Genomic DNA, 25,106 nt, shown 5'->3' on the forward strand with positions numbered 1-25,106 from the left:
TTCGGTACGAGGATCAGATCTTGCCCGCGGCCACGTCGGCGAGGGTGACGCGGGCGGACTTGTAGTTCACCACATAGCGCTTGGATTCCGCCGAGGTGATCTCCTCACGGATCGGCAGGCCGTTGTCGGCGTTGATGGTGAGGACGTCCGCACCGCCGCCCAGGATGGCGGGGGGCGCGGTGAGGGTCAGCGCGGCCTGGCCGTCGACGTTGGCCTTGCCCACGATCATGTCCGGGATGGTCGCGTACAGCTTCAGCACGCCCGCGCGGATCTCCGCGTCGGCGGCGTTGGCGAACAGCGCGTGTTCGGTGTTGCTCCACAGGTGGTTGTTGATGAGGTTTTCCAGGTCCTTGCCCGTCGGACGCGGTCGGGGGGCGGGAACCGGCTTGCCGCTCTTGCGGAACATCTCCGCGGTCTCTGCTTGGGCGGCCGCCCAGGCCTTGTCGGCCTCGGCGGGGCTCAGGCCGACTCCCAGAGCATTGTTGGACGCGGTGATCATCGCGATCCTGGCCTTGTCGACGTCGCCGTTCGCGGCGAGGCGGGCCGCCGCCATCACCTTCCCGTCGTAGGGCGTAGCAGGCTCGGCGCGGCCCTCGGCGACTGCGGCCGCCAGGGTCTTCGCCGAGTCGCCGGTGAACTGCTGGCCCTTGTCGGTGTAGAGGGTGTAGTAGAGGTTCGGCTTGTTGTCCAGCCCGAACTTCGTGTTGATGATCAGCGACGCGTCTCCGGGCCGCGTGCCGGCCGCCTGGACCGCGGAGGCCAGCTTCACCAGCGGTGCCTCGACCGCCTGCGGGGCCGCGTCGGACGGGCCGGCCGGGACGCTGCCGCCGGACGTAGCCACCACCACAGCCGCCGCGACGGCTGCCGCGCCCACGGCGGCGGCGCTGACCTTGGGCCAGGAGAACCAGCGCTTCGGTCGCACGACCGTGGCCACGGGTTCCCCCATCGCCGTCTGCAGTGCCGTGCGGGCACGGTCATAGGCCTCGGGACCGGGGGACGGCACGTCACGCAGATTCTTCATGAGATCCATTTCATCCATGGGATTTCTTTCACGTTGTCGGGACTTGCAGCAGCGCGACCACTTCGGGGGCTTCACGCAATGCCTTGCGCGCCTGGTGCAACAGGCGGCGGGCCGTGCCGGCCGGGATGTCGAGCACCCGCCCCGCCTCGGCGACGGTCAGGTCCTCCCAGGCGACCAGGCCCAGCACTTCCCGCTCTTCCGGTTTGAGCCGAGCCAGTGCCCTGCTCAGCAGTGCCTGCGTGTCCACGCGGGCATCCACCGCCGGCCAGGGATCCCAGTCACTCGCCACGCCGGTCAGGTCCGGCGCCGGCTCCTCGGCCGGCGCGGACCGCCAGTGCCGGCGCAGCCTGTTCAGCGCGACGCCGTACAACCAAGGCCTGGCTTCGGGATAGGAACGGTCATAGTTCGCACGGGACTCGTAAGCCGCCACCCACACATCGCCGAGCACGTCCTCGGCTGCCTGCCGCCCCACTCTGCGCGCCAGATAGTTCCCGAGCGCGGTCTCGTGCCGGCTGACCACTTCCACGAAGGCATCGGTGTCTCCGCGCAGCGACCTACCGATCAGTTCCGCGTCTGACGACATGAAGCTCCTCGGGTTTCGCTTCGCCCTGACACCCCGTCTTTGCCAACGCGCGCCCAAAGCGTTCAGGTTGGGTCACCCATGCGGAACATCGCTGGTCAGGCGACGTGTGGGAGATCGAAGTCCGACCGCGGCGCTGCGCACAACCGCACGCTTCCCTTCGTTCGGTGCTCGACTCCCGGCCAAGGCCCGCCGCGTCAGTGGGTGGCCGGCAGCCCGGCCGCGGTCGCGGCGATCATGCGCTGCAGCGTCGGGCGGAACGGCGGGAACACCCGGGCGATCTCCGGCTCGCGGTCGTACAGCTCCCGCAGCGCGGCCGAGGGACGGGTCAGCGGGAACAGCTTCGCGACGAACGCGCTGGCCGCCATCACCAAGGAAGCCCCGTCCGTGCCGGTCAGCTCGGGGCAGGCGGTGGTGAGCTGCCGACCCAGGGTGAAGTAGGTGTCGATGGCCCACCGCTTGTAGACCTCCAAGACCGCGACCGACACATTGTGCTCCAGGATCGTCTCGGCATGCGTGGTGAGGTCGCAGTACAACGGCCGGTCGGCGTAAGCGTCGGCCAGGGCCGCCGCCGCCGCGGAAAACCCGCTCGCCCCGTGCAGCGCGGCGCCGGCGGCGGCCGCCCAGTCCGCCCCCTCCCGCATCGTCAGCTGCAGGTAGATCTCCTCGCGCGTGCCGAAGTAGCGCAGGACGTTGGACTTGGCCAGCCCGACCGCCGCGGCGATGTCGCCGAGGCTGACCCAGGCCACGCCCGACGCCCGGGCGAGGTCGCCGGCGGCGGCGAGGATCGTCTCTCGCCGCTGGTTCTTCTGCTCCGGGCGCCTGGCCCGCTGGAACGACGCTTCCATGGCGGTCACCACCCTAACCCCCACGCTTAGCGGAACAACGTTCTCTTGTTAAAGTTACACCGTTCTTATAACCTCGGCCCGACCCGTTCCCCACCCCGAAACGGCAGGCACATGACCGTCGGCAGCACCGATCTCGGCCGGACCATCGACGCCTTCGTGGCCTCCTTCAACGACCCCGACCCCGACCTCGACCGGGTCATGTCCTTCTTCGCCGAGGACGCCCGCTACCTGCCCGGCCGCGGCCCCGAACTGCGCGGCCTTCCGGCGATCCGGGCGGCGTTCGCGCCGCAGTTCGCCGGCCGCTACGGCGCGATGACCTTCGACGTCTACGACCAGGTGATCGACGAGGCGCGCTCCCGGGCGACGATCCGGTGGGCGTGCCGGCTGGACCTGACCGGCGAGCACGGCAAACGCGCGATACCGCCGCTACGGTGGTTCGCCCGGCTCCGCTACAGCGGCCGTATGCAGTGGCACGGCTTGGACGTCTTCCACTTCGACTCCGCCGGGAAGATCACCGGCAAGTTCACCTACGCGACCTTCCGCCTGCCCCTTTGGGAACGGGCACGCTGACCAACCGCGCCGGCAGGGAGACGGTGGAAACCTTTCGTGCTCTGCTCTTGATCTGGTGACCTGTCAAGAATCCCGCGCGGTTCACGCGGCACCGCTGTCGGACTCGGCGAGCCACCACGGGTTGTCCCGGGCCCAGGCGATCGTCTGCCGGAGCCCGGCCCGCAGGTCGGTCCGGCACCGCCAGCCGAGGAGCGCGTGCGCCTTGCCGGCGTCCGGCACGCGGCGCGGAAGATCCTCGTACGAGGACAACGCCGCCCTGGTGTCGAAGCCGGTCGCCGGCCGGGCCGCGCCGGTCAGCTCGGCGACCAGGGCCACGACCGCACTGATCGTGGTCTCGACGGTGTTGCCGATGTTGAACGCCTCACCTACCGCCGCCGGATCCGTGCCCGCCCGGAGCGTGCCCTCCACCGCGTCGTCGATGTAGGTGAAGCACCTCGTCTGCTCCCCGCGGTCGTACACCACCATGGACCGGCCGGTCAGCGCCCGGTGCACTGACCGGCTGACGACGTAGGCGGGACGCTGGCCGGGCCCGTAGACGTTGAAATACCTCACGATCGTGGCCGCCAGACCGCGCTGGCGGACGAACGCGAACGTCAGGTGCTCGGCCAGCGCCTTGCTGGTCGCGTACGACCAGCGGTCCAGCGCGGTAGAGCCGAGGACGCGGTCGCTGTCCTCCTGCCAGGGCACGGTTGGGTTTTTGCCGAAGACCTCGCTGGTACTCGCGAGAACCACCTTGGCGCCCACGCGTTCGGCCGCTTCGAGCACGTGGCGGGTCCCGGTGACGTTGACGTCGACGACATCCAGTGGCCGGGCGAGGTACTGGTCCACGCCGACCACGGCGGCCAGGTGGTAGACGGTCTCGGTGCCCGGTGTGATCGTCGCGGCCAAGCCGCCGGGGTCCCGGACGTCGCCCTCGACGTACCGCACCCCGGGCACCGGGCGACCCGGAACGGAGTCGAACACGGTGACGTCGTTTCCGTCCGCCCTCAGCCGCCGGACCAGGTGACGGCCGATGAAGCCGGTTCCGCCGGTGACGACCACCCGGGAGGGCGGGACGACCCACGGCCGGCCGCTCATGCGGCCCACCCCGTGACCGACGAGCCCCGGCATCGGCTGCCGCGTGTACCGGGTGACCGGCACCGCGCATCCGGTCGCCGTCGGCTGGCGGGCGGCGGCGGGCACCACTGCGGAGAACGACGTCTTCCTGGTCGAGGCGGACGCGGCACGCGGCGGCGCGCTCCGCCGCCGCACGACGGCCGGGGCACGGCCGACGAGCTCCTCGAAGAGTATTCCGTGGCCGTCCTCAACCGCGGTACTCCCGGCGCGGTGGTCGAGGCGGACGGCACGCTGCATCTGTCGCTCATGCGCTCCTGCACCGGCTGGCCGTCCGGCGTCTGGGTCACACCCCCTCGCCGCACCGTGCCCGACGGATCGAGCTTCGCTCTGCAGCACTGGAGCCACACCTTCGAGTACGCGATCGCCGCCGGCGCCGGCGACTGGCGGGACGCCGGGTTCGTCTTCGCCGGCCAGGACTACAACCACCCGTTCGTGACCCGGGCGACCGGCAGCCACGACGGCGTCCTCCCCTCCTCGGCCGGCCTGCTCACCGTCGAGCCCCCGACCGCGGTCCTCAGCGCGGTGAAACCGACCGGGAACAGGCTGGCGGCCGAGCTCCCGCCGGCGAGTTCCGGCCGGATCACTTTCCGCTGCTACGAAGCGCACGGGCAGGCGACCCGGGCCCGCATCGAGGGCCTGTGGCCACTTCACGACGGCGCACGGGTGAACGTCCTCGAGGAGGACGCGACTCCGCTGCTCGGAAACGGGGACGGATCGCTGACGGTCGACCTGGGACCGACCGCGACGGTCACGGCGACGGCGGCCCCCGTCGTACCCGCACGGCGTCTCGGTGCCCTGCTCGGTCCGCGGCACGAACCGGCACAGCCCGTCTTCTCCCCCTACTGGCTCCACAACAAGGGGGCCTCGCCTCTGGGACACCCGGCGGTCGGCGTGCACGTGGAACCGCGCGTGACCCCGTTCGGCCGGCCCTTCACGGCACGGATCACGGTGACGGCGACGACCGACGCCGCCGGTGTCGTGGAGCTCGTCATCCCGCCCGGAATCGCGGCGATCTGGCGCTCCCGCCTTGTCAGCGGGTCGGGTTCGTCGGCGCCCGGACAGGCTTTTTCCTCTGGTGACAGCACTTCGGTGACGAAGTCGTCCAGCGTATGAGGTGTCGACGCCGCCGGGCCGCGCTGGTCTCCGTTATGTGGCGCTGTAGACGGGGAACGCGCTGGAGTCGCCGTAGTCTCGCTCGTCCAGGGTCCGCAGGGCGTTCATGTCCTGGTCGGAGATGACGAAGTCGACCTGCGCGTTGGAGCGCATGTGATCGGGGTTCGCGGTCTTGGGCAGCGACACGGTACCGAGTTGGAGCGTGTACCGGATGCACAGCTGCGGGACCGACACCCCGTACCTGTCGGCGACTGCCGCGACGGCGGGGTTGTTCAGGATCTCGCCGTGCGCGATGGGCGAGTATGCCTCGACGAGGATGTCATTGCCCTGGCAGTAGGTGATCAGTTCCCCGGGCGTGTTTCCGGCGTGCACCAGGATCTGGTTCACGTCCGGTGCGACGGTCCCGTTCCGGACGATGTTCTCCAGGTCCGCCTGCAGGAAGTTGGAGACGCCGATCGAGCGGATCTTCCCTGCCTGGTGCGCCTGCTCCAGCGCCCGCCACGCAGCGAGGTTGCCCTCGGCGTAGTCGCCGCCGCGGAAGTCGTTCCACGGTTGCGGGGAATGGATGAGCATGAGGTCGATGTAGCCGACGTCGAGTGTGGACAGCGACTCGTCGATCGCGGCCGCGGCCTGGTCGTAGTCCTTGATCTCCGCGGCGAGCTTGGTGGAGACGAACAGCTCCTCGCGGGGCATACCGCAGGTGCGGATTCCCTCGCCGACGCCACCTTCGTTGCCGTAGGCCTGCGCGGTGTCGATGTTTCGGTACCCGATCTCGATCGCGGCGCGCACAGCGTCAGCCGCCTTGTCGTCGTCGATGAACCAGGTGCCCAGCCCGAGCTTGGGGATCTCGATGCCGCCCGCCAGGGTGTAGGTCTCGTTCAGGATGGTCATGCGTTTCCTCCGTTCTTCGGCAGCTTGCCGTATTCCTCGTCGGTGACCTGCTCGAGCCATTCGTTGCTGACGTTGTCACCCGGGGTGATGAAGGCGACGTGGGAGAACCAGGAGTCGGCTTTCGCGCCGTGCCAGTGCTTGGTGCCGGCGGGGACGCGGATCGCGGTGCCGGGCTCCATGCTGACCGGCTCCTCGCCCTCGGCCTGGTACCAGCCGCTGCCCGCGGTGCACAGCAGGACCTGCTCACCTGCGCCTCCGGTGCCGTGGTGGATGTGCCAGTTGTTGCGGCAGCCGGGCTCGAAGGTGATGTTGTTGACGGGGACGCTCCCCGTGGCGAGCGAGGCGTTGTAGCTCTGGCCGGTGAAGTACTGCGCGTAGGCGTCGTTCTTGTCGCCGAGCGGGAAGATCTGCTCGAAGTCGTTCGCGGTCATGGCTGATCCTTGGTTCGGGAGCGGGCGGTCGTCCGCTCAGGCGTCGTTCTCGATGACGTTCTTCAATACTGTGGTCGCGCCCATGCCGTTCGGCCACCCGGAGTAGAAGGCAAGGTGCAGGAGGGCCTCCTTCAGCTCCTCGTCGGTGACGCCGTTGCGCCGGGCGAAAGCGAGGTGGAACTGCAGCTGGTCCATCTTCCCGAGCGCGGTCAGCGCGGAGATCGTGATCAGGCTGCGGTCGCGTTTGGACAGGCCGCCGCGCTCCCACACCTCGTCGAAGAGAACCTTGTCGGTGTAGTGCACCATCCCGGGGGCGAAGTCCCCGAAGGCGTTCTGTCCGCCGGTGCAGCCGGTGCTCTGGTTGTCGGTCATGTGCGGGTGCCTTTCGATCGGATGGTCAGTGCGCGGGGTCGAGACGCAGGGTGGCCGCCACGGCCTGGTCGGCGAGCATCGGCTGCAAGTAGGTGGTGCCGTAGCGGGCGTACTTGGCCCAGTAGGCGTCGTCGACCTGCTCGCGCACGCCGGGGTCGGCGGCTGCGAGGGCGACATCGGCCTGCTGGCCGGGGACTCGGACGGCCCCGGCGGGGTGTTCGGTGGCGTGGCGGTACCACGCTCCGGCCGCCCCGCGGTAGGAGCGGACGTAGAGCGCGCCGGCGACGGCGACGATCCAGATCGGCACAAACGGCCGCAGGGTGCCGTCCGGACGACGAGTGCTGATTTCGATTTCCTCGGCGGTGCCGAGCCGGGAGAGTTCATCTTCGGTCCAGGCCGGTTTGTTCACGAGATCTCCTTCGCAGGGGGCAGAAACAGGGCGAGGACCGCGGTCACGCCCAGGACGCCGGCAGCGATCCACAGGCTCATGTGCGCGCCGCGCACGAATGCTCCCTGCTGGGCCAGGAGCCCGCCGAACACGGCGACGGCCAGCGCGCCGCCGACCTGGCGGCTGGTGTTGAACACCCCGGACGCGACCCCGGCCCGCTCGTGCGGCACGGCATCGAGCAGCACCGCGGTCGCGGGCGGGGACACGGTCGGTCCGCCGAGTCCGACCAACACCATCAGCGCGGCGAACGCCCACAGCGGTACGGAAGCGGGCAGCACGGCGACGGCGGCGAGCCCGACGGTCATGAGCACCAGTCCGGCCACGATCAGGGTCTTGCGGCCGAGCAGCTCGGCCAGGCGCGCGGAGAACGGGGTCAGGACCAGCCCGATCAGCATCATCGGCAGGAACACGGTCCCCGTGCGCACGGCGGTCAGGCCGCGCTCTTGCTGCAGGAACAGGCTGACCACGAACGGCAGCCCGTAGTAGCCGACCATGAACGCGAACCCGCTGACCACGGTGATCACCACGGTCCGAGAGCGAAACAGGCCGGGCGGCACCATCGGGTGCGCCACGGTTCGCTGCGCGAACACGAACCCGGCCACGGCCAGGGCGGCCACCGCCAGCGCTGCCACCACGACCGGGTCGCCGAAGCCGCGGGCTCCCGCCTCGATCACCCCGAAGGTGAGGGCCACCATCGCGACCGCGGCGGTGACCTGGCCGAGCACGTCGAACGGCACCGCCCGAGGCGCCGACGGACGGGCCCGGGCCAGGAGCAGCAGCGCGACCGCGCCCACGGGAACGTTGAGGAAGAAGATCAGCCGCCAGTCCACCTGGGTCAGCGCCCCGCCCAGCACCGGTCCGGAGGACGAGGCGACCGCGCCGCCCATCGCCCACACCGCTACCGCCCGGCCGCGAGCCCGGGCCTCGGGGTAGGCGCTGCGCAGCAGTGCGGTCGACGCGGGCATGACCGCGGCCGCGGCCGCGCCTTGCACGAACCGGGCCGCGACCAGCGCACCCAGGTCCGGCGCGAACCCGCAGGCGACCGAGGCCAGCATGAAGACCGCCAGGCCCACGCCGAAGGCCCGGCGGGCGCCCAGTCGATCCGACAGGGACCCGGCGGTCAGCAGCAGCGCGGCGAACATCAGCGTGTACCCGTCGACCACCCATTGCAGCCCGGCCACGCCGCCGCCCAGCTCGGTCCGGATTGTCGGCAGTGTCACGTTCACCACGACCGCGTCCAGGGTCACCACGAAGAACCCCAGCACAGCCGCTGCCAGCGCCGAGCCGGAATGCCGGTCGCGGCTCGCCGGGGGAGCCAGCACGGCGGTGGCCGGGACTCCGGTGGACGTCGGGATGGACGAGTCGTTCACGCAAGCCAGCACACCGCAGTTCGCGCAGGTGAGACAGGTTGCGTCAGGGGGGTACAACCTCAACCCCCTCGCCGCGGCGGGCAGGTCGTACCGTGGTCGGCGTGGACAATCGTGACGAGATCCGGGACTTCCTGGCGACGCGGCGCGCGAAGCTGACGCCGGAGCAGGTCGGGCTCCCCGGCGGCGGGCGGCGTCGCGTGCCCGGGCTGCGCCGCGAAGAGGTCGCCGTCCTGGCCGGGGTCAGCCCGGAGTGGTACACGCGGCTGGAGAAAGGCCACATCGCCGGGGTGTCCGAGGACGTGCTCGACGCCGTCGCTCGCGCCCTGCAGTTGAGCGACGTCGAACGCCAGCACCTGTTCAACCTCGCCCGAGCCGCCAAACCGGTACGTACGCCTCCACGGCGCACCGCGCCGAAGGTCCCGGTCAGCGTGCAGCGGATCCTGGACTCGATGGTCGGCACGGCCGCGTTCGTGCGCACCGGCAGACTGGACATCGTGGCCGGCAACGCCCTGGGCCGAGCCCTCTACTCCCCCGTTCTGGACGAGCCCGCGCACCGCGGCAACATCGCCCGGTTCGACTTCCTCGACCCCCGCGCCGCCGACTACTACCCCGATCACGACGGCGCGCTGTCCGTCGCCGTCGCCCTGCTGCGCACCGAGGCCGGGCGCAACCCGCACGACCCGGCCCTCACCGACCTGATCGGCGAACTCGCCACCCGCAGCGAGGCGTTCCGCACCCGCTGGGGAGCCCACGACGTGCGCTCCCACAAAGGCGGCGTCAAGACGTTCAACCACCCCGTCGTCGGATACCTCGAACTGGCTTACGACTCCATGGAACTCATCGCCGCACCAGGACTCGTGCTCACCGCCTACACCGCCGAACCCGCCAGCCCCTCGGCCGACAACCTCAACCTGCTCGCGACCTGGTCCGCCACCGAAGCAGCACAGCTGTCCCGGCCCGCGAAGCCCTCGGCACAGCATCGCGCCGCGGACACGCTGTCCGAGAAGGGCACCGACGAGTCCACCTGAAGCCGGTCCGGCTTCGGTCAGCCGGTGAACGCGACGGCCCGGCGGTGGGACACCGCCGTCCGATCCGCGAACTGGAAACTCGCAACCTGGCCACACATCCCCGACCCCATCCCCTTCAACTCGGCTCAAGGGTCAAGCCGAAGGGGTGGTCTGGTGGTGCCGTGACCGGCCCGGCACAGGCGGGACCGAAGGTGTAGGCGGCGCGGCGGGCGATGTCGGTGGCGTAGCCGTTCCAGCTGGGGAGTGCCGGCTTGATCCAGCGTTCCGCACTGGAGACCGACAGGCTGAGCAAGCTCGACAGCGCCTTGGCGGGCATCGGGACGCGTTGCCCTGAGCCGTACTCGTCGTGGTGGTTCATCCGCACGGCGGACCGGCCGCAGTCGGGGCGGCGCGGCGGCACGACCCTGCTGGCTCCTGCCGCGAGCAGAGCCCGGACAAACGGTCGACCAATGGTGGTCCGTCCGTTCGTCCGGACGTCAGCACCCACGGGCCGAACAGGCCGCGACTGCCGTCGCGGCCTCCACGACGGCGTCGGAGCCTGAGTCGCGTTCCTGCGCCAGCAGACGGCCGAGATGGTCGTCGCCGCCTGCTTGACCGCCTTCACCGCGTGCTCGACGTCCACGTCGCGGCGTAGCTTTTCGTCCCAGGCGACGCCCACGCCGCCCAGCGACGTCCGAGCGTGTCCACGATGAGTGGCCGTGGACACGCCCGACCGCGACAGCCATCAGGCCCCGGACTTGTAGTCCGCGTCCATCGCCGCCAGGACCTTGTCCGGCGTGGACTGCTTGCTGAACACCTCCTGGATGCCGGTGAGCATCGTCTGCTGGACCTTGGGGTTGGGCCACAGCTGGTCCATGAACGGGACCGTCTTGTTCTGGGTGATGTACGTCGACAGCTCGGTGAGGGACGGGTCGAGCTTGTACCCGGTGTCCGAAAGGGACGGTAGGCCGCCTTGCTTCTCGGCGAACAGGTTCATGCCCTGCGGTGACATCACGAAGCTGATGAACTTCATCGCCAGCTCCGGGTTCTTCGCCTTGGCGTTAAGGCCGTAGCCCGCGCCGGCCGCGGCCGGGACGATGGTCTGCGCCGGGTCGTCGGTGGCCGGGACCGGCTTGAGGGTGAACGTCCCGCTCGGGTTCTGCTTCTTCAGCAACGAGATCACCCAGTTGCCCTGGATGATGCCCAACGTCTTGCCGGTCGCGGCCAGCTTTTGGCTGGCTTCGTAGCTGGTGCCGAGCGGGTTCTCCTGGAAGCAGCCGGACTGGTTCATCTCGCCGTACTTCGCGAACGCCGCCGCCCAGGGAGACTTCGCGAAGGACGTCTGGCCGGCGGCCATCTTCTTCTCGAAGTCGCGGTCTTGGCCGTACACGAGCGTGGCGGCCAGCGGGTACAGGGCGACCTGCGTGACCCAGTTGTCCTGGATGCCCAGTGCAAAGGCGGGCGTGCCCTTCTCCTTCGCCGCGCGGCAGAACGCGAGCAGCTCCGTCCACGTCACTGGCGCGGTGAGGCCGGCCTTGCTCATCGCCTCCTGGTTGTAGACCGCGCCGATGCCGTTGATCCCGTAGATCGCGTTGTAGGTCTTGCCGTCGTACTGGGCGACGTCGCTGACGACCTTCGGGAACTTCGCGACCCACGGCTGGTCGGACAGATCCTTCAGGTAGCCGCCCTTGGCCAGGACGGTGACCGTGCCGGGGTTGCCGTTGCCCGGCCACACCGACATGACGTCGGGTGCGGTGCCGGAGGAGAGCTGGGTGCGGATCTGCTGCTGGAACTGGTCGGCGCCGCTGGTCGTGAAGTTCACCTTCACGCCCGGGTTGGCGGCTTCGAAGGCCTTGACGACGTCCTCGATCGATCCTTGGTCGACTGAGGCGAGCGAGAGTGTCTGGTTGCCGGTACCGGTATTGGCGGCGTTCGTGCCTCCGCTGCAGGCGACCAGCGCGGCGCCGGTCGTCACGGCCAGCAGGACGTGGCGGATCTTCATGGCAGCTCCTTCGAGAAGGTTGCGGTGACGACGTGGTGGCCGGAGGTCAGCCGGAGGGTGGTACCGGTCCGGGTTCCGTGCTCGCTCGAGATGCTCGCCGGGTCGGTCGTGGGGACTTCCAGCACGGCGGTGGTCCCCGGCGGGACGTCGGCGGTGACGGTGATCCGGTCGCCGTCGAGGGACCAGCCGCAGGCGACGCGGCCGCGTGCGGTTTCCTGCTCGGCCCGGGCCCAGGTGAGCGTGCCGCCGGGCAGCGGACGCAGCAGCAGCTCGGAGTAGGCGACGGAGTCCGGCGCCTGGTCGATGCCGGCGACGCGGCCGAAGAGCCAGTCGCCGACGCTGCCGAGGCTGTAGTGGTTGAACGAGTTCATCGCGGCGGCCTGGAACCCGCCGTGCTCGGTCCAGCCGTCCCAGCGCTCCCAGATCGTCGTGGCGCCGTGGCGGATCGAGTAGCCCCAGGAGGGGAACTCCTCCTGCTGTAGCAACGCGTACGCCAGGTCTTCGCGGCCGTGGTCGGCCAGCACGGGGCAGAGCAGCGCGACGCCCACGAACCCGGTCGTGAGCCGGTTGCCGCGCTTCTCGACGTCGGCCGCCAGGTGGTCGACGGCGGCCCGCACCAGATCGTCCGGCACGAGTCCGAAGGCCAGCGCGAGCAAGTACGCGGTTTGGGTGCCGCCCTCGACTGTCCCGTCCTCGTCCACATAGGACTCGATGAACGCATCACGGATCGCTGTGTGCAAGGCTTGGTGCTCGGCCGCGACGTCGGACAGACCGAGCACCTCGGCCGCCTCGGCGACGATCTGGGCGCTGCGGGCGAAGTAGGCCGTCGAGAGCACGTCCCGCGGGGTGGTGACGTCGATCTGGAGCCAGTCGCCGTAAGAGTTGCCGGTCCGGTGGCGCCAGCGCAGGTCCGGGTTGTGGCGGCGGATGTGGGCGACCCAGGCGACCATCGCGTCGAAGCAGCGCTCCAGCACGCGGCGGTCGCCGTAGGTGCGCCACAGGTGCCACGGGACGATCACGCCGGCGTCGCCCCAGGCCGGGGCGGCCTCGCGGGGCATCGCGATGCGCGGGGCGACGTCGCCGAATGCGCCGTCGGCGTCCTGGCCGTCGACGACGTCGGCCAGCCAGCGGGCGAAGAACGTAGAGACGTCGGCGTTCCGGCTCGCGGTCGGCGCGAAGATCTGGGCGTCGCCGAGCCAGCCGAGGCGTTCGTCGCGCTGGGGGCAGTCGGTGGGCACCGCGACGAAGTTGCCACGCTGCCCCCAGGAGATGTTGGCCTGCAGCTGGTTCACCATCGGGTCGGAGCATTCGAACGACCCCGTCCACGGTGTGTCGTTGTGCAGCACCCGGGCCACGACGTCTTCAGCGGAGAGGGCATAGCCGGTGACTCCCAGGTACCGGAAGCCGTGCATGGTGAACCGAGGCTCGAACACCTCCACCGGCTCACCGCCCGTCAGGTAGGTGTCGGTGGCCGCGGCCCGCCGGAGGTTCGCCACGTACAGCTCGCCGTCGTCGAGGATCTCCGCGTGACGCAGCATGATCCGCGTTCCCGATGGCACGTCGCGGACGGTCAACCGCACCCTGCCGACGACGTTCTGTCCGAAGTCGGCGATGAACCGCCCGGGTTCCCGTTCGGCCACGGAGATCGGCGCCACCTCCTGGGTGACGCGGATCGGCGGGTCGGGCTCCGCCACCAGCGGTTCCGGGTCGCCGTCGAGCACGGCCACCGGCTGCCACGGTCCGTCCACTACGGACGCATCGACGTACTCACCCATCAGCAGGTCCGCGAACCGGACGGCACCCGGCCGCTCGGCCCAGGCGGCATCGGTGGCGACCACCTGCCTTGACCCGTCGGCGAAGTCCACGACGAGCTGGGCGAAGAAGCCCGGGTGGTCGCCGTAGTGGCCGGCGGGCCGGCGCTCGTCGAATCCGACGAACCCGGACCACCAGCCGTCGGCGACGATCGCCTCGAGCGCGTTTTCACCGGCCCGCAGCATGGAGGTGACGTCGTAAGTCTGGTACTGCAGCCGGTGGTGGTACTCCGTCCACCCTGGCGCCAGCTCGACATCGCCCACGCGCTCACCGTTCAGCGACGCCTCGTAGACGCCATGCGCGGTCGCGTACAGGCGAGCCCGCACCGGCTCGCGCACGAGCGAGAACTCCCGCCGCAGGTTCAGCGGCGGCTCGCCGGGCGGCCCGTCGTGGTCGGTCGGCGGGTCGAACACCGGCTGGGTGTGGGGATCCCGGCCGACCCACACGGCGGACCAGTCGTCGCGGTGCAGCAGGCCGGTCTCGAACCAGCTCTCCGCCTTGCCCGCCGCCGCACCGGTCTCGTCCCACAGTTGGACGCGCCAGTGGTAGCGAGTGGCCGAGCGCAGGACCGGCCCGTCCCACGGCACGAGCACGCCGTCGCCGGACTCCCGACGTCCGCTGTCCCACAGCAGCCGCGACGAATCGTCGAGGTCGGCCGCGCGGTCGGCGGCGGTGATCCGGTAGGCGCTCGGCGCGGCGCCGTGGCGGTCACTCGCCAGCCGCCACGACAGCCGTGGGCGGGGCTCGCCGAGACCGAGAGGTTCGTGGCGCTGTTCGGTGCGCAGTCCGTACGGGCGTAGCGTGTCGGTCATCCTTTGAGCCCTCCGGCGAAACCGTTGATGATGCTGCGTTGCAGCGCGAAGTAGACGACGAGGATCGGCACGATGCTGATCACCAGCGCGGCGAAGATGAGGTTCCAGTCGGACACGTACTGGCCGACGAATCCGGCGATGGCGACGGGCAGGGTCTGCTGGGCGCCGCCGCTGAGGTACAGCAGCGGGGTGAAGAAGTCGTTCCAGACGGCCACGACGTTGAGCACCAGCGCGGTCACGGTCACCGGCTTGAGCATCGGCAGCACGACGTACCGGAAGCCCTGCAGCGTCGTGCAGCCGTCGATCAGCGCGGCGTCCTCGAACTCGCGCGGGACCGCACGCAGGAACCCGACGTACAGGAACGTCGTGAACGGCACCTGCAGTCCGGAGTAGAACAGGATCAGCGACCACGGTGTCCCGAGCAGGCCCAGATCTCGCATTGTCTGGTACAGCGGCAAAGCGGCCAGCTGGAACGGCAGGATCAGGCCGAGCATGATCAGCAGGAACGTCCAGCGCGACCACCGGGTCGCGACCCGGGCCAGCGGATACGCCGCGAGCGCCGAGACGGCCAGGATGACCACCACGGATCCCGCGGTGACCAGGACGCTGTTGGCCAGCGCACCGCCCAGCGCGCCCTGCTCCCACGCTTGCGTGAAGTTGTCGAAGGTGGGCGACGTCGTCGGTGCGAGCGGGGACGAGGTGTCCGACGGCTGCCGGATCGCCAGGTTCACCAGGACGTACACCGGAAACGCGAAGACGAGCCCGACGGCGATCATCACCAACTCGAGCGTGAGTGTGCGGGCGCGGTAGCGGTTCACGAGACGGCCTTCTCGGCTCGCGACAGTCCCAGGTACTGCCCGGTCGACGCCACCGACACGACGAGGGTCAGCACCAGGGCGAGCGCGATGCTGTAACCGAACTCGCCCAGGGTGAAGGCGTCCTTGTAGATCAACGTCGAGAGCGTGTCGGTCGCGTGCCCCGGACCGCCGCCGGTGAGCGCGTACACCTGGTCAAACAGCTTCAGCCCGCCGATGATCGACAGCATCAGGTTGATCGTGAACGCCGGGGCGAGGAGCGGTCGCGTCACCGACCAGAACCGCCGGATCGCGCCGGCGCCGTCGATGGCGGCCGCTTCCTGGATTTCGCGGGGGATCGACTGGAGACCGGCCAGGAAGATGACCATCGAGTAACCGGCGAACTGCCACACGATCACGCCCACGACCGACCACAGGGCGATATCCGGGTCGCCCAGCCAGTCTTGCCGCCACGAGTCCAGGCCCACGGCGCCGAGCAGGCTGTTCACCGCGCCGTCCGGGCCGAGCAGGTTGCGCCACAGATAGGCGGACACGATCGGCGTGACCACCGCCGGGGCGAAGAGCAGCACCCGCAGCACGTTGCGGGACTTGATCGTGCTGTTGACGCCGAGCGCGAGCAGCAGGCCGATCCCGTTCTGGATCACCGTGATCGCCGCGGCGATCACCAGCGTGTGCCAGACGGCTTGGCCGGCCGATGGATCGTCGAGCATCTCGGCGAAGTTGCCGAAACCGATCCAGGAGAAGTCGGGCGAGAGGCCGTCCCAGTCCGTGAAGGCGTAGTAGACACCCCGCGCGCTGGGCACCAGCACCACGAACGCGAACAGCAGCAACGCCGGCACGGTGAACCACCACGGCGGAGTCGTGCGCCGGCTCCCGCGGCCGCGTCGCCGGTCCGGCGGCGTTGCGACGGCGTCCGTGCGTCGGTCCCTGATGGCGACAGTCATTGGCGCCCACCTTGTTTGAACGTTTCAACGTTGCGGCCGACGCATCGGCCCTGGTCAAGAGTCTTTGGGTAACGTTGCCCACTGAAGGGTGCGGCCGACTCTAAGAGTCCTGCGAGTGTGAGTCAAGACACCTGGTCTCAGGCTTGCATGCAACAGGTAACGTTCCCCACATGGACAGAGCGGCGCCACAACGGCGAGTGACGATCGTCGACGTCGCACGCCAGGCAGGAGTCTCGACGACTGCGGTGTCGAAGGTCCTCCGCAACGCCTATGGCGCGAGCCCCGCCATGCGCGCAAAGGTCCAGCAGGCGATCGAGGAACTCGGGTACCGGCCTTACGCGGCGGCCCGGGGACTGCGCGGCCAGACCTACACCGTCGGCGTCATGCTGCCGGACATCCGCAACCCGTTCTTCCCCGAGATCCTCGACGGCCTCACCGACACGCTGCGCGACACGGACTACCACGTCCTGCTCGGCCCCAGCTGCGACAACGAGAAGGACGAAGGCAAGCTCACCGACGCGATGGTCGACCGCGGCATGGACGGGCTTGTCCTCATCGCCCCGGTCATGTCCAAGGCTCGCCTCGAACGCCTCGCCACCACTGTCCCGACCGTCGTCGTCGGCCGCCACACGCGGTCGGCCCACTACGACACGGTGACCGACGACGACACCGTCGGCGCCGCCCTCGTCGTCGACCACCTGGCCGGCCTCGGCCACCGCCGCATCGTCCACATCGAGCACCACGAGACCGATCCCGCGCGCCTCGCCGAAATGCCCAACGCGGTCCGGGCCGACGGCTACCGGAAAGCCATGGCGGCCAGGGGGTTGGCCGTAGACGTCGTCTCCACGAGCTACACCCAGGAGGGTGGTTATCTGGGCGCGCAGCAGATCCTCGCCCGCCCCGAGCGGCCGACGGCCATCTTCGCCGGCGCCGACATCGTCGCCATGGGCGTGCTGACCGCGCTGTCCGAGGCCGGCCTGTCGGTTCCCGGGGACATCTCCCTGGCCGGCTACGACAACACCAACGTCGCGGCGCTGGGCCCGATCTCGCTCACCAGCGTCGACCAGGCCGGCCACCACATCGGCACCGACGCCGCCCGGCTGCTGCTGGAACGCATCGCCGACCGCAGCCGCCCGGCCGCGCAGGTCAAGCTCTCGCCGAAGCTCGTCCCCCGGCGCACCACCGCTCCCCCGCGCTCCTGAAGCCGGTCAAAGCTCACCGGTCGGCAACGCGGCCAGTGCCTTCTCGATGGCCTCCACGATTTCGAGCGGCGTGTGGCTCAGCGGATCCCGCAGCCGGCGTCCCGGCGTCCACCGGGTCGTGCGGCGGAACGCGGCAGCTCGTCCGGGGTCGATCGAGCTGATCGCCGCCAAAACCGCTTGGTACGCCCCGACATCGTCGACGATCGTGGCGAGGTCGCTGTCCAGCCCCAGTCCGGCCCGCGTGCGGCGCGGGCGTGGGTGGCTCTCCGTCCAGGTGTGGGTTCCGCTGCCGACTTCGTGTTCCGCACCAGAGGGGAGACGCACGAGCGCCTGGGTGTTGGGTGGCACCACGATCTCGAAGCGCACCAGGTCGTTCGAGCGGGTCCACCCGGCTGATGCCCGTCCGTAAGGCGTCTCGTGCCAAGCCGAAGCGTCGTCGAGCGCGTCGAGCAGGACCGGGGCAACCCGGATGCGCCGGTAGCCGGGTTCGGCGGCCGCCAGACCGGCCACGCACCGATGCAGCCAGTCCGCGACCGCGCCGAGCGCGTAGTGGTTGAACGAGGTCATCTGGCCGGGGTTGATCGACCCGTCCTCGAGCATCGAGTCCCAGCGTTCCCAGATGGTGGTGGCGCCCATCGTCACGGGGTACAGCCAGGACGGGCACTCGGTCTGGGCGAGTAGCCGCGAGGCCGCGTCCGCGTGCCCGGTCGTCGTGAGCGCGTCGCAGATGATCGGCGTGCCGACGAAGCCGGTGGCGATGTGGTATCCGTAGGCCCGGACGAGGTGCCGCAGCCGCCCTCCCATCGCGGCTTTCTGCTCGCCCTCCACGAGACCGAACACGATCGCGAGGGCGTATGCCGTCGGCGCGTCCGACATCATCCGGCCCGAGGGCGTGACGTAGGTCCGGCGGAACTCCTCGGCGACCTTCGCCGCGAGTTCGCCGTACCGGCGGGCATCCTCGTCGCGGCCCAGCAGCCTGGCGGCCTGCGCGGTGAGCTCGGCCGAGCGGTGGAAGTAGGCCGTCGCGACCAGCCCGGCGTCGGTCTTCGCCTGACCGGGCTGGTCCGGCGGGGCGTCCGGGTCGAGCCAGTCGCCGAACTGGACACCGCTCTCCCACAGCAGCTTGCCGTCCGTCCGGTCCGCGACGGTGTCCACCCAGCTCGCCATGGCTTCGAAACACGCCGAGATGGCGTCGTGATCGCCGAAGCGCTCCCTAAGGACCGTCGGCACGACGGTGATCGCGTCACCCCAGGCCGCGACCGGCTCCAGCTGGCCGGGTACCTGCGGGATGACGGCGGGCACCGTCATCGGGACGACGCCGTTCGCCGCGCGCTGTTCGAGCTTTACGTCCTCGAGCCACGAGCGCAGGAACGCGTCGCAGTCGTAGAGGAACGACGCGGTCGGCGCGAAGACCTGGAGGTCGCCGGTCCAGCCGAGCCGCTCGTCGCGCTGGGGGCAGTCGGTCGGGATCGACAGGAAGTTGCCGCGCATCCCCCAGACAACGTTGTCGTGGAACTGCTGCAGCAGCGGGTCCGAGGTGGCGAACCCGCCGGTGCGCCGCATGTCCGTGTGAACGACCGCGGCCGAGACCGCGGCGGGCGAGAACTCACCAGGCCAGTTCTCGATCTCGACGTACCGGAAGCCGTGGAACGTCCAGCGAGGCTCCCACGTCTCCTCGCCCTCGCCGCGGAGGGTGTAGCGGTCGGTGCCCGCGGCGTTGCGCAGTGGCCGGGTGCCGAGTTCGCCGTGTTCGAGCACTTCGGCGTGGCGCAAGGTGATGGTGTGCCCGCGCGGTCCCGTCACGGTGAGCCTGACCCACCCGACGAGGTTCTGCCCGAAGTCGAGCACCGTCTTGCCCGACGGCGTGGTGAGCACCTCCGCTACCTCGCGGCGCTCGATCACGCGCACCGGCGGGGCCACCCGGGGTTCCGGCCGTACCTCCGGCACGTCGATCACCTCCACCGGGCTCCAGGAGTCGCCGGTGCGCCGGGCGTCGTACGTCTCGCCCTGGTAGATGCTCGCCGCGACGACCGGTCCGGGTGACCACTGCCAGCGCTCGTCGGTGACGACCGTGGTGCTGGTGCCGTCCTCGTACTCGATCACCAGCTGCGCCGCCGCGGCGGGATTGCCTTCGTAGAACCGTCGTGCGGCGTCGCGGAACCCGAAGTCCTCGGTGTACCAGCCCCCGGCCAGCTCGATGCCGAAGGTGTTGACGCCCTCACGCAGGTGCGCGGTCACGTCGTTGACGTCGTACAGCAGCCGCCACTGGTAGCTCGTCCACCCCGGCTTCAGCACCGCGTCGTCGACTGGCTCGCCGTTGAGACGGACGTCGTAGGCGCCGAAAGCCGTCGCGTAGAGGAAGGCCCGCCGGACACGGCCGTGCACGTCGAAGGTTGCGCGCAGCAGATGGGGATCGTCCGAACCGGACCCGACGAATCGAGCACACCATTCACCCGGTTCGAGGAACCCCGCCGTCACCTCGGCCGGCTCACTCCACGGCGAAACCGCCCCGTCGACGCCCTCGACCCGCACCCGGACCGCGGCGGTTTCCCGTGGCCGCAACGGCGCGAACGGCCACTCCACGAAGACCGACTCGTCCCCGTCGATCGGCGCGGTCACCCTCGTCTCCGCGGTGACCAGCTCGATCTCGGCACCTGCCTGAAGCCAATTTCCGGTACGCGACAACGTCTTCCACGACAGTCGCGGAGCCGAGGTGGCTGTGAAGGGTTCGCCGGAACCGATGCGGACGACGGGGCCGGTCGTCATCGAAGAACCTCCTTGGTGAGGGCGGTGGTCGGGGCAGGCGACTGCGCCGCTGCGGTGCGCTGACGGCGCAGGATGACCGTGCCGACGCCTCCCGACACCAAGGCGAACGCGGCCAGCAGGAAGTACAGGCCCGTCGGGCTCCACGCGATCAGCGCGGGGGTGACGAGCGCGAAGGCGGCCGCGATGAACCGCGCGATCGCGATGGTGAAGCCCTGAACCGTGGCGCGGGCGTTGACCGGGAACGACTCCTGCGTCCAGATCTTGTACAGCGCCTCGCCGATGAACGGGAATGCGACGTTGTAGAACACCAGTGCGGCGATCATCGCCGGCAGCACGACACCGCCGGTGACGGCGATGAGCAGCTGGCAGGCGATGAAGACGACCACACCGAAGGCGAAGAACCGGCTACGCCACTTCGTGTCCGCGATGCGGGTGAACACGATCGTGCCGACCAGCCCGATCAAGGTGGTGCCGAACGACAGCCCCGTGGCCGTCGTCTGCGTCGTGCCGCCGACCGTGACGAGGAAGTAGGTCTTGAAGGACCCGAAGGTGTTCGCCACGAGGGTGAAGAACAGGTAGAAGAGCGCGGTGAGGGCGATCAGGACCAGCGAGGTCCGGTTGCGGAGCAGACCGGCCAGCGGCACGGCCTTGGCGGGGTCGATGCCCGCCGTCGCGTGCCGTTCCAGCGCCTCCTCCTCGAGCCGCTGGAACGGCGGGTAAAAGGCGCGGAACGCGAAGGTCGCGACCGCCAGCACCGCGAGCAGGCCGAAAATGATGCTGATGCCCGGGACGCCCAGCCCGGAGACCGCGAAGCCCAGGAGTGTCGCCACCACGACCCCGACCGTCCACATGACGTGGGTGAAGGCGACGAGCCGGCCCTGGGCGCCCTCCGGCGCGCGCTCGGAGAGCACCGCCAGCGAGGTCGGCAGGTCGGCGCCGGCGGCGATGCCCAGCACGATCACGCCGGCCACCAGCACGGACGCGTTCGGCGCCAGCGCGATGGCCGCAGCGGCGGCCGCGTACAGCAGGATCGTCAGCGAGAACATCCGGCCGCGGCCCACCAGGTCGGCGAGCCGCCCGCCGGCCAGCGAACCGACCGCGATGAACAGCGTCAGGGCCGAACCCAGCACCCCGACGGTCCAGACGTCGAGGTCGAACGCCTTCTTCCACAGCGCCAGACCCAGGCCGACCGAGATGATCGCCCCCGAATCCAGCAGCGACGCCATGCCTGCGGCGACGGCGAGCATCCAGTGTCTGCGGTCCAGCCCCGGAGTGATGTTCTCGGCCATGGGGTCTCCTTCTTCGTCGAAGCAGCACGCCACCGTTGGTTACACGTTTTACCTCGATGGCGGAGGGCATCACACCACACGACCTCCTACGACCGTCAAGACCACCCAGTCGAGTGAGGTAAAACGATTTAATAACGGGAGGCGATCACGGCCGGACGGTCGAGGCCCGCACGACCAGCTCGGGCGAGAACTCGATCTGCGGCCGGGGCAGGGGAACACCGTCGTGGCCGCCGAGCGCGTCGATCTCGGCGAAGAGCAGGTCGGCGACCGCGGTGCCCAGCTCCGCGTGGGGCGTCCGGACGGAGGTCAGCGGCACGATCGTGGACCGGGCGAACTCGATGTCGTCGTAGCCGACCACGGCGATGTCGGCCGGCACACTGACGATCTTCGACGAGACGAAGGCCTGCACCACCCCGATGGCCAGCAGGTCGTTCGCGCAGAACAACGCATCGGGCCGCGCCGCGGACGGCCTCCGCGCGATCGCGTCCGCGCAGGCGATGCCGGCCTCGACCGACCGCTCCGGCACCGGGATGACTTCCAGCGTGACCCCGGGAGCCGAGTGCACCGCCGAGAGGGCGCCGTTGAGCCGGTCGGCCACCTGCTTCAGCTCGAGTGACGACGAAACGAACCCGATGCGCTTGCGGCCCTGCTCGATCAGGTGAGTCGCGGCCAGCTTGCCGCCGGCGACGTGGTCGATCGACACGGACGCCTGCTCGGGCGATTCGGCGCGGCGGGCGCTGAGGACGCTCGCGATGCCGAAGGACCGCATCCGCGCCAGCTCCGCCTCGACGTTGCCGACCGGGGCGATGATGACCCCGCTGACCAGCTGCTTGGCGAACAGCTGCAGGTAGCTGCGCTCCCGCTGCTCGGATCCGGTGTCGTTGGCCATCAGCATGTACATGCCCTCGGCCGACACCCGCTTCTCGATCGCCGCGGCGATCTCTGGGGTCGTGGCCCCGGCCAGCTCGAAGGCGATGTAGCCGATGACCGGGCTCACGCCCATGCGGAGGGTGCGGGCGGCGTCGTTCGGCACGAACCCGAGGGCGTCGACGGCGTGCTGGATCCGCTGCCGGGTGTCCTCGGAGAGCTTGCGCGGCTTGTGGAAGTAGTTCGACACCGATGCCGGCGAGACCCTCGCCAGCTCGGCGACGTCGCGAATCGTGACCCTGTTCAGCCGACTGTTCCTCTCGCGACGCCATGGACCTCTCCGGTTCATGTTAGTGCAGACGCGTGAACGCCCGTCGCCGCGCTGACCAGGGCGGATGTCCGAGGGTGCGTCCGGTATCGGACAAACGCTTGCCCATCCTCGCGGCGGGTACCGAAGATTTGCTCCTGGCCCGTGTCCCCGGCCGCCGTACAACCCCCGCAGTCCTCCGCTCGACGAGGAGAGAGGCCTTTGAATTGAAACGATTCACTCCACCGAGATCGCCCCGGTTTCGCCGCCTGGCGGCGGTCGGGCTGCTCACTGCCATCACCCCGGTTCTGGCTGCCACGCCCGGGCAGGCGGTCCAGCCCGACTCTCGCGGGCTGGACACCTCGGCCTGGAAGTCCTACGTGCTCGGACCGTCGTCCCCGGACGTGCACGCCGTCCGGGCCGAGGGCCGGGGCGACGTCGACCATCCCCAATCCCTGCTGAACTCCCACGGGCCGGCGACGAAGCTGACCACCGTCGCGGGCGGCACCCCGGCCTCGGTGCTGCTCGACTTCGGCAAAGAGGTCGGCGGTACGCCGTACCTCGACCTCACCCGGGTCACCGGCTCCCCCACCCTCACACTGGTCACTTCTGAAGCGCGCCAGTACATCCGCACCCCGGCCGCGACGACCGTCCCGACGGCGGCCTCGAAGGGATCGACGCAGATCACACTGGCGTCGGTGACGAACCTCGAGACCGGCAACACGATCACGTTCACGGCACCGGGCGGCACGCCGGTCACGCGCACCATCACGGCCTTCGACACCACGGCCCGCACCGTGACCGTCAAGCCTCCGCTGAGCGCCGACCTTCCGGCCGGTGCCACCGTCTCGTCTTCGCCGGGCGCCCCGAGTTCGGACGAGTCACGCGGCCTCGCCGGCGTCGGCGGCCCCGACACCTTCCAGCCCACCGCGGCCGGACGGCTGACCGGCGGTTTCCACGGCGGCTTCCGGTTCGCCCTGCTCACCCTGTCCTCCCCCGGCAGCGTCAGCCTCTCCTCGCTCGGCGTGAACTTCCAGGCGTTCCGCGCGACGCCGGCCGATTACCAGGGTTGGTTCCTCTCCAGCGACGACCAGCTCAACAAGATGTGGTATTCGGGCGCTTACACGCTGCAGATGAACCTCAAGGCCCCCGGCCTCAACGGGTTGCCGGACGCTCGGATCTACGACGGCGCCAAGCGCGACCGCAGCATCTGGACCGGCGACCTCCTCGTCCAGATCCCGACGCTGCTGACCAGCCTCGGCAACGCCGGGGCGCCGTACGTGAAGTCGTCGCTCGACGCGCTGCTGGCGACCCAACGGGCCGACGGAGCGTTCCCGGGATCGCCGGACTTCTCCAAGCGCACCAATCCCGCGGGCGCGCCGCTGTTCTACTCGAACAACTACTCCGGCTACGGGGCTCGCGCCTTCGTCGACTACTACCGCTACACCGGCGACAAGGCCTACATCACGGCCGCGCTTCCCGCGCTGCGCAAGGAACTCTCCTACAACGACAGCTTCCTCAACGCCGACAACCTCGTCGTCTCCAACGACCGCGACTACTGGCAGGCGACGCAGACCGGCGAAGTCACCAAGTACAGCATCGACTACTACGTCCTCCTGCGCGAGATGTCCTGGCTCGAGCGCACTGCCGGGTCCCCCGCGCTGGCCGACGGCTACGACGCCAAGGCCGACGCCATCAAGACCGCAGTCACCACCAAGCTGTGGAACCCGACCCTCGGCGCATACGGCCAAAGCAGCAGTAAGTCCGACGTGCTCGTCGAGGACGCCAACGCCCTGGCGCTCCAGTACGGCTTCGTCCCGGCCGGTCAGGAAGGAAGGGTCCTCGCCGCGCTGAAGACACTCTGGACCCCGTACGGCGCCATCATGGGCCCCGGCCTGCAGGACCCGACCGGGCACACCATCGAGCCGTTCGGCAACGGCATGGAGACGGCCGGCCGGTTCAGCACCGGCGACGTCGGCGGGGCGCTGGACCTCATGCGGCGCACCTGGGGACCCATGGTGGACCAGCGGAACCCGCTCTACACGGGCGCGTTCTGGGAATTCAAGAACAGCACCGGCACCGTCAACCGCGCCACGGCGAGCCTCGCGCACGGCTGGGCCGCATCGCCGTCGGTGCAGCTGACCGAGCAGCTCCTCGGGGTCAAGCCGGTCGGCGCCGGCTACCAGACCTGGAGCATCGCGCCGAACCCCGGCACGGTGCGCTCGGCCGCCGGAGCCGTTCCGACCGCCTACGGCACCATCAAGACACAGTGGACGAACGAACCGCACTCCGGGAGGTTCAAGCTCACCGTGCAGGCCCCCGCGAACACCTCGGGCACCATCACGGTTCCCGTCGGCCGCGGTTCGGCGGTCACGATCAACGGCCGTGACTCCCTGGCGAAGTCGTCCGGCGACTCCGTGACGCTCAACGTCTCGGGCGACACCTACGAGATCACCGTTTCTCCTCGCTGATTCAGCTCCGTTCGCGGGCCGTCGTGGCTGACTCGCCACGGCGGCCCGCGTC

Annotated in this window: 22 protein-coding genes; 5 read left to right on the forward strand and 17 right to left on the reverse strand. The window is 69.8% G+C overall.

The annotated features are described in order from the left end of the window. Positions 1–13: 13 nt before the first annotated feature. From ACZ4TR_RS16555 to ACZ4TR_RS16565, 3 genes are all read right to left on the reverse strand, one after another. Positions 14–1,021 (reverse strand): hypothetical protein, encoded by a 1,008-nt coding sequence (locus ACZ4TR_RS16555; protein ID WP_465287816.1) that lies wholly within the window; start codon positions 1,019–1,021, stop codon positions 14–16. Positions 1,022–1,049: 28 nt separating this feature from the next. Beyond that, the gene (locus ACZ4TR_RS16560; protein ID WP_465287817.1) at positions 1,050–1,604 is read right to left on the reverse strand and encodes an RNA polymerase sigma factor; all 555 of its coding nucleotides are present in this window, start codon (positions 1,602–1,604) and stop codon (positions 1,050–1,052) included. Positions 1,605–1,798: 194 nt separating this feature from the next. Further along, the gene (locus ACZ4TR_RS16565; protein WP_465288123.1) at positions 1,799–2,449 is read right to left on the reverse strand and encodes a TetR/AcrR family transcriptional regulator; all 651 of its coding nucleotides are present in this window, start codon (positions 2,447–2,449) and stop codon (positions 1,799–1,801) included. Positions 2,450–2,560: 111 nt separating this feature from the next. On the opposite strand from ACZ4TR_RS16565, the gene ACZ4TR_RS16570 reads away from it, so the two are divergent. Beyond that, positions 2,561–3,019, forward strand: coding sequence for a YybH family protein (locus tag ACZ4TR_RS16570; protein ID WP_465287818.1), 459 nt, complete (start codon positions 2,561–2,563; stop codon positions 3,017–3,019). An 81-nt stretch (positions 3,020–3,100) separates the two neighbouring features. Here the strand turns inward: ACZ4TR_RS16570 and ACZ4TR_RS16575 are convergent, their stop codons facing one another. Beyond that, on the reverse strand, positions 3,101–4,096 hold the full coding sequence (locus ACZ4TR_RS16575; RefSeq protein WP_465287819.1) for an NAD-dependent epimerase/dehydratase family protein: 996 nt from the start codon (positions 4,094–4,096) through the stop codon (positions 3,101–3,103). Positions 4,097–4,312: 216 nt separating this feature from the next. Between ACZ4TR_RS16575 and ACZ4TR_RS16580 the strand changes: the two genes are divergently transcribed. After that, on the forward strand, positions 4,313–5,248 hold the full coding sequence (locus tag ACZ4TR_RS16580; protein WP_465287820.1) for a hypothetical protein: 936 nt from the start codon (positions 4,313–4,315) through the stop codon (positions 5,246–5,248). A 33-nt stretch (positions 5,249–5,281) separates the two neighbouring features. On the opposite strand, the gene ACZ4TR_RS16585 is transcribed toward ACZ4TR_RS16580, so the two are convergent. From ACZ4TR_RS16585 to ACZ4TR_RS16605, 5 genes are read right to left on the reverse strand one after another with little or no spacing between them, the layout of a single operon-like run. After that, complete coding sequence (locus ACZ4TR_RS16585) at positions 5,282–6,139, reverse strand: aldo/keto reductase (protein ID WP_465287821.1); 858 nt, start codon at positions 6,137–6,139, stop codon at positions 5,282–5,284. After that, entirely contained in the window at positions 6,136–6,570 is a 435-nt protein-coding gene (locus tag ACZ4TR_RS16590) for a cupin domain-containing protein (RefSeq protein WP_465287822.1), read from the reverse strand. Before ACZ4TR_RS16590 ends, ACZ4TR_RS16585 begins: the two co-directional genes overlap by 4 nt. 36 nt (positions 6,571–6,606) lie before the next feature. Continuing rightward, positions 6,607–6,942 (reverse strand): carboxymuconolactone decarboxylase family protein, encoded by a 336-nt coding sequence (locus ACZ4TR_RS16595; protein ID WP_465287823.1) that lies wholly within the window; start codon positions 6,940–6,942, stop codon positions 6,607–6,609. 25 nt (positions 6,943–6,967) lie between these two features. After that, complete coding sequence (locus ACZ4TR_RS16600) at positions 6,968–7,351, reverse strand: DUF2255 family protein (RefSeq protein WP_465287824.1); 384 nt, start codon at positions 7,349–7,351, stop codon at positions 6,968–6,970. After that, entirely contained in the window at positions 7,348–8,760 is a 1,413-nt protein-coding gene (locus ACZ4TR_RS16605) for an MFS transporter (protein ID WP_465287825.1), read from the reverse strand. The genes ACZ4TR_RS16600 and ACZ4TR_RS16605 overlap by 4 nt, the downstream gene beginning before the upstream one ends. Positions 8,761–8,861: 101 nt before the next feature. On the opposite strand from ACZ4TR_RS16605, the gene ACZ4TR_RS16610 reads away from it, so the two are divergent. Continuing rightward, positions 8,862–9,788 (forward strand): helix-turn-helix transcriptional regulator, encoded by a 927-nt coding sequence (locus tag ACZ4TR_RS16610; RefSeq protein ID WP_465287826.1) that lies wholly within the window; start codon positions 8,862–8,864, stop codon positions 9,786–9,788. 115 nt (positions 9,789–9,903) lie between these two features. Here ACZ4TR_RS16610 and ACZ4TR_RS16615 read toward each other — a convergent pair whose 3' ends face one another. From ACZ4TR_RS16615 to ACZ4TR_RS16635, 5 genes are all read right to left on the reverse strand, one after another. After that, positions 9,904–10,188, reverse strand: a complete 285-nt coding sequence (locus ACZ4TR_RS16615; protein WP_465287827.1) for a hypothetical protein — start codon at positions 10,186–10,188, stop codon at positions 9,904–9,906. Between the two features lie 324 nt (positions 10,189–10,512). Next, the gene (locus ACZ4TR_RS16620; protein ID WP_465287828.1) at positions 10,513–11,769 is read right to left on the reverse strand and encodes an ABC transporter substrate-binding protein; all 1,257 of its coding nucleotides are present in this window, start codon (positions 11,767–11,769) and stop codon (positions 10,513–10,515) included. Beyond that, entirely contained in the window at positions 11,766–14,393 is a 2,628-nt protein-coding gene (locus ACZ4TR_RS16625) for an alpha-L-rhamnosidase (RefSeq protein ID WP_465287829.1), read from the reverse strand. Before ACZ4TR_RS16625 ends, ACZ4TR_RS16620 begins: the two co-directional genes overlap by 4 nt. Next, positions 14,390–15,211 carry a carbohydrate ABC transporter permease gene (locus ACZ4TR_RS16630; RefSeq protein ID WP_465287830.1) on the reverse strand — a complete coding sequence of 274 codons (822 nt, stop codon included), beginning with the start codon at positions 15,209–15,211 and terminating at the stop codon, positions 14,390–14,392. The genes ACZ4TR_RS16625 and ACZ4TR_RS16630 overlap by 4 nt, the downstream gene beginning before the upstream one ends. Continuing rightward, positions 15,208–16,152 (reverse strand): carbohydrate ABC transporter permease, encoded by a 945-nt coding sequence (locus ACZ4TR_RS16635; protein ID WP_465287831.1) that lies wholly within the window; start codon positions 16,150–16,152, stop codon positions 15,208–15,210. Before ACZ4TR_RS16635 ends, ACZ4TR_RS16630 begins: the two co-directional genes overlap by 4 nt. Positions 16,153–16,322: 170 nt before the next feature. On the opposite strand from ACZ4TR_RS16635, the gene ACZ4TR_RS16640 reads away from it, so the two are divergent. Continuing rightward, a complete protein-coding gene (locus ACZ4TR_RS16640; protein ID WP_465287833.1) occupies positions 16,323–17,354 on the forward strand; it encodes a LacI family DNA-binding transcriptional regulator in 1,032 nt (343 codons plus the stop codon). Positions 17,355–17,360: 6 nt separating this feature from the next. Here ACZ4TR_RS16640 and ACZ4TR_RS16645 read toward each other — a convergent pair whose 3' ends face one another. From ACZ4TR_RS16645 to ACZ4TR_RS16655, 3 genes are all read right to left on the reverse strand, one after another. After that, positions 17,361–20,120 (reverse strand): family 78 glycoside hydrolase catalytic domain, encoded by a 2,760-nt coding sequence (locus ACZ4TR_RS16645; RefSeq protein ID WP_465287834.1) that lies wholly within the window; start codon positions 20,118–20,120, stop codon positions 17,361–17,363. Continuing rightward, on the reverse strand, positions 20,117–21,409 hold the full coding sequence (locus tag ACZ4TR_RS16650) for an MFS transporter (protein ID WP_465287835.1): 1,293 nt from the start codon (positions 21,407–21,409) through the stop codon (positions 20,117–20,119). Before ACZ4TR_RS16650 ends, ACZ4TR_RS16645 begins: the two co-directional genes overlap by 4 nt. A 145-nt stretch (positions 21,410–21,554) precedes the next feature. Continuing rightward, positions 21,555–22,625: a LacI family DNA-binding transcriptional regulator gene (locus ACZ4TR_RS16655; RefSeq protein WP_465287836.1), complete on the reverse strand. Its 1,071-nt coding sequence runs from the start codon at positions 22,623–22,625 to the stop codon at positions 21,555–21,557. Between the two features lie 185 nt (positions 22,626–22,810). Between ACZ4TR_RS16655 and ACZ4TR_RS16660 the strand changes: the two genes are divergently transcribed. Then, on the forward strand, positions 22,811–25,054 hold the full coding sequence (locus ACZ4TR_RS16660; RefSeq protein ID WP_465287837.1) for an alpha-L-rhamnosidase C-terminal domain-containing protein: 2,244 nt from the start codon (positions 22,811–22,813) through the stop codon (positions 25,052–25,054). The last annotated feature ends 52 nt before the right edge of the window (positions 25,055–25,106 follow it).

Source organism: Amycolatopsis sp. NPDC028719 (assembly GCF_055565395.1).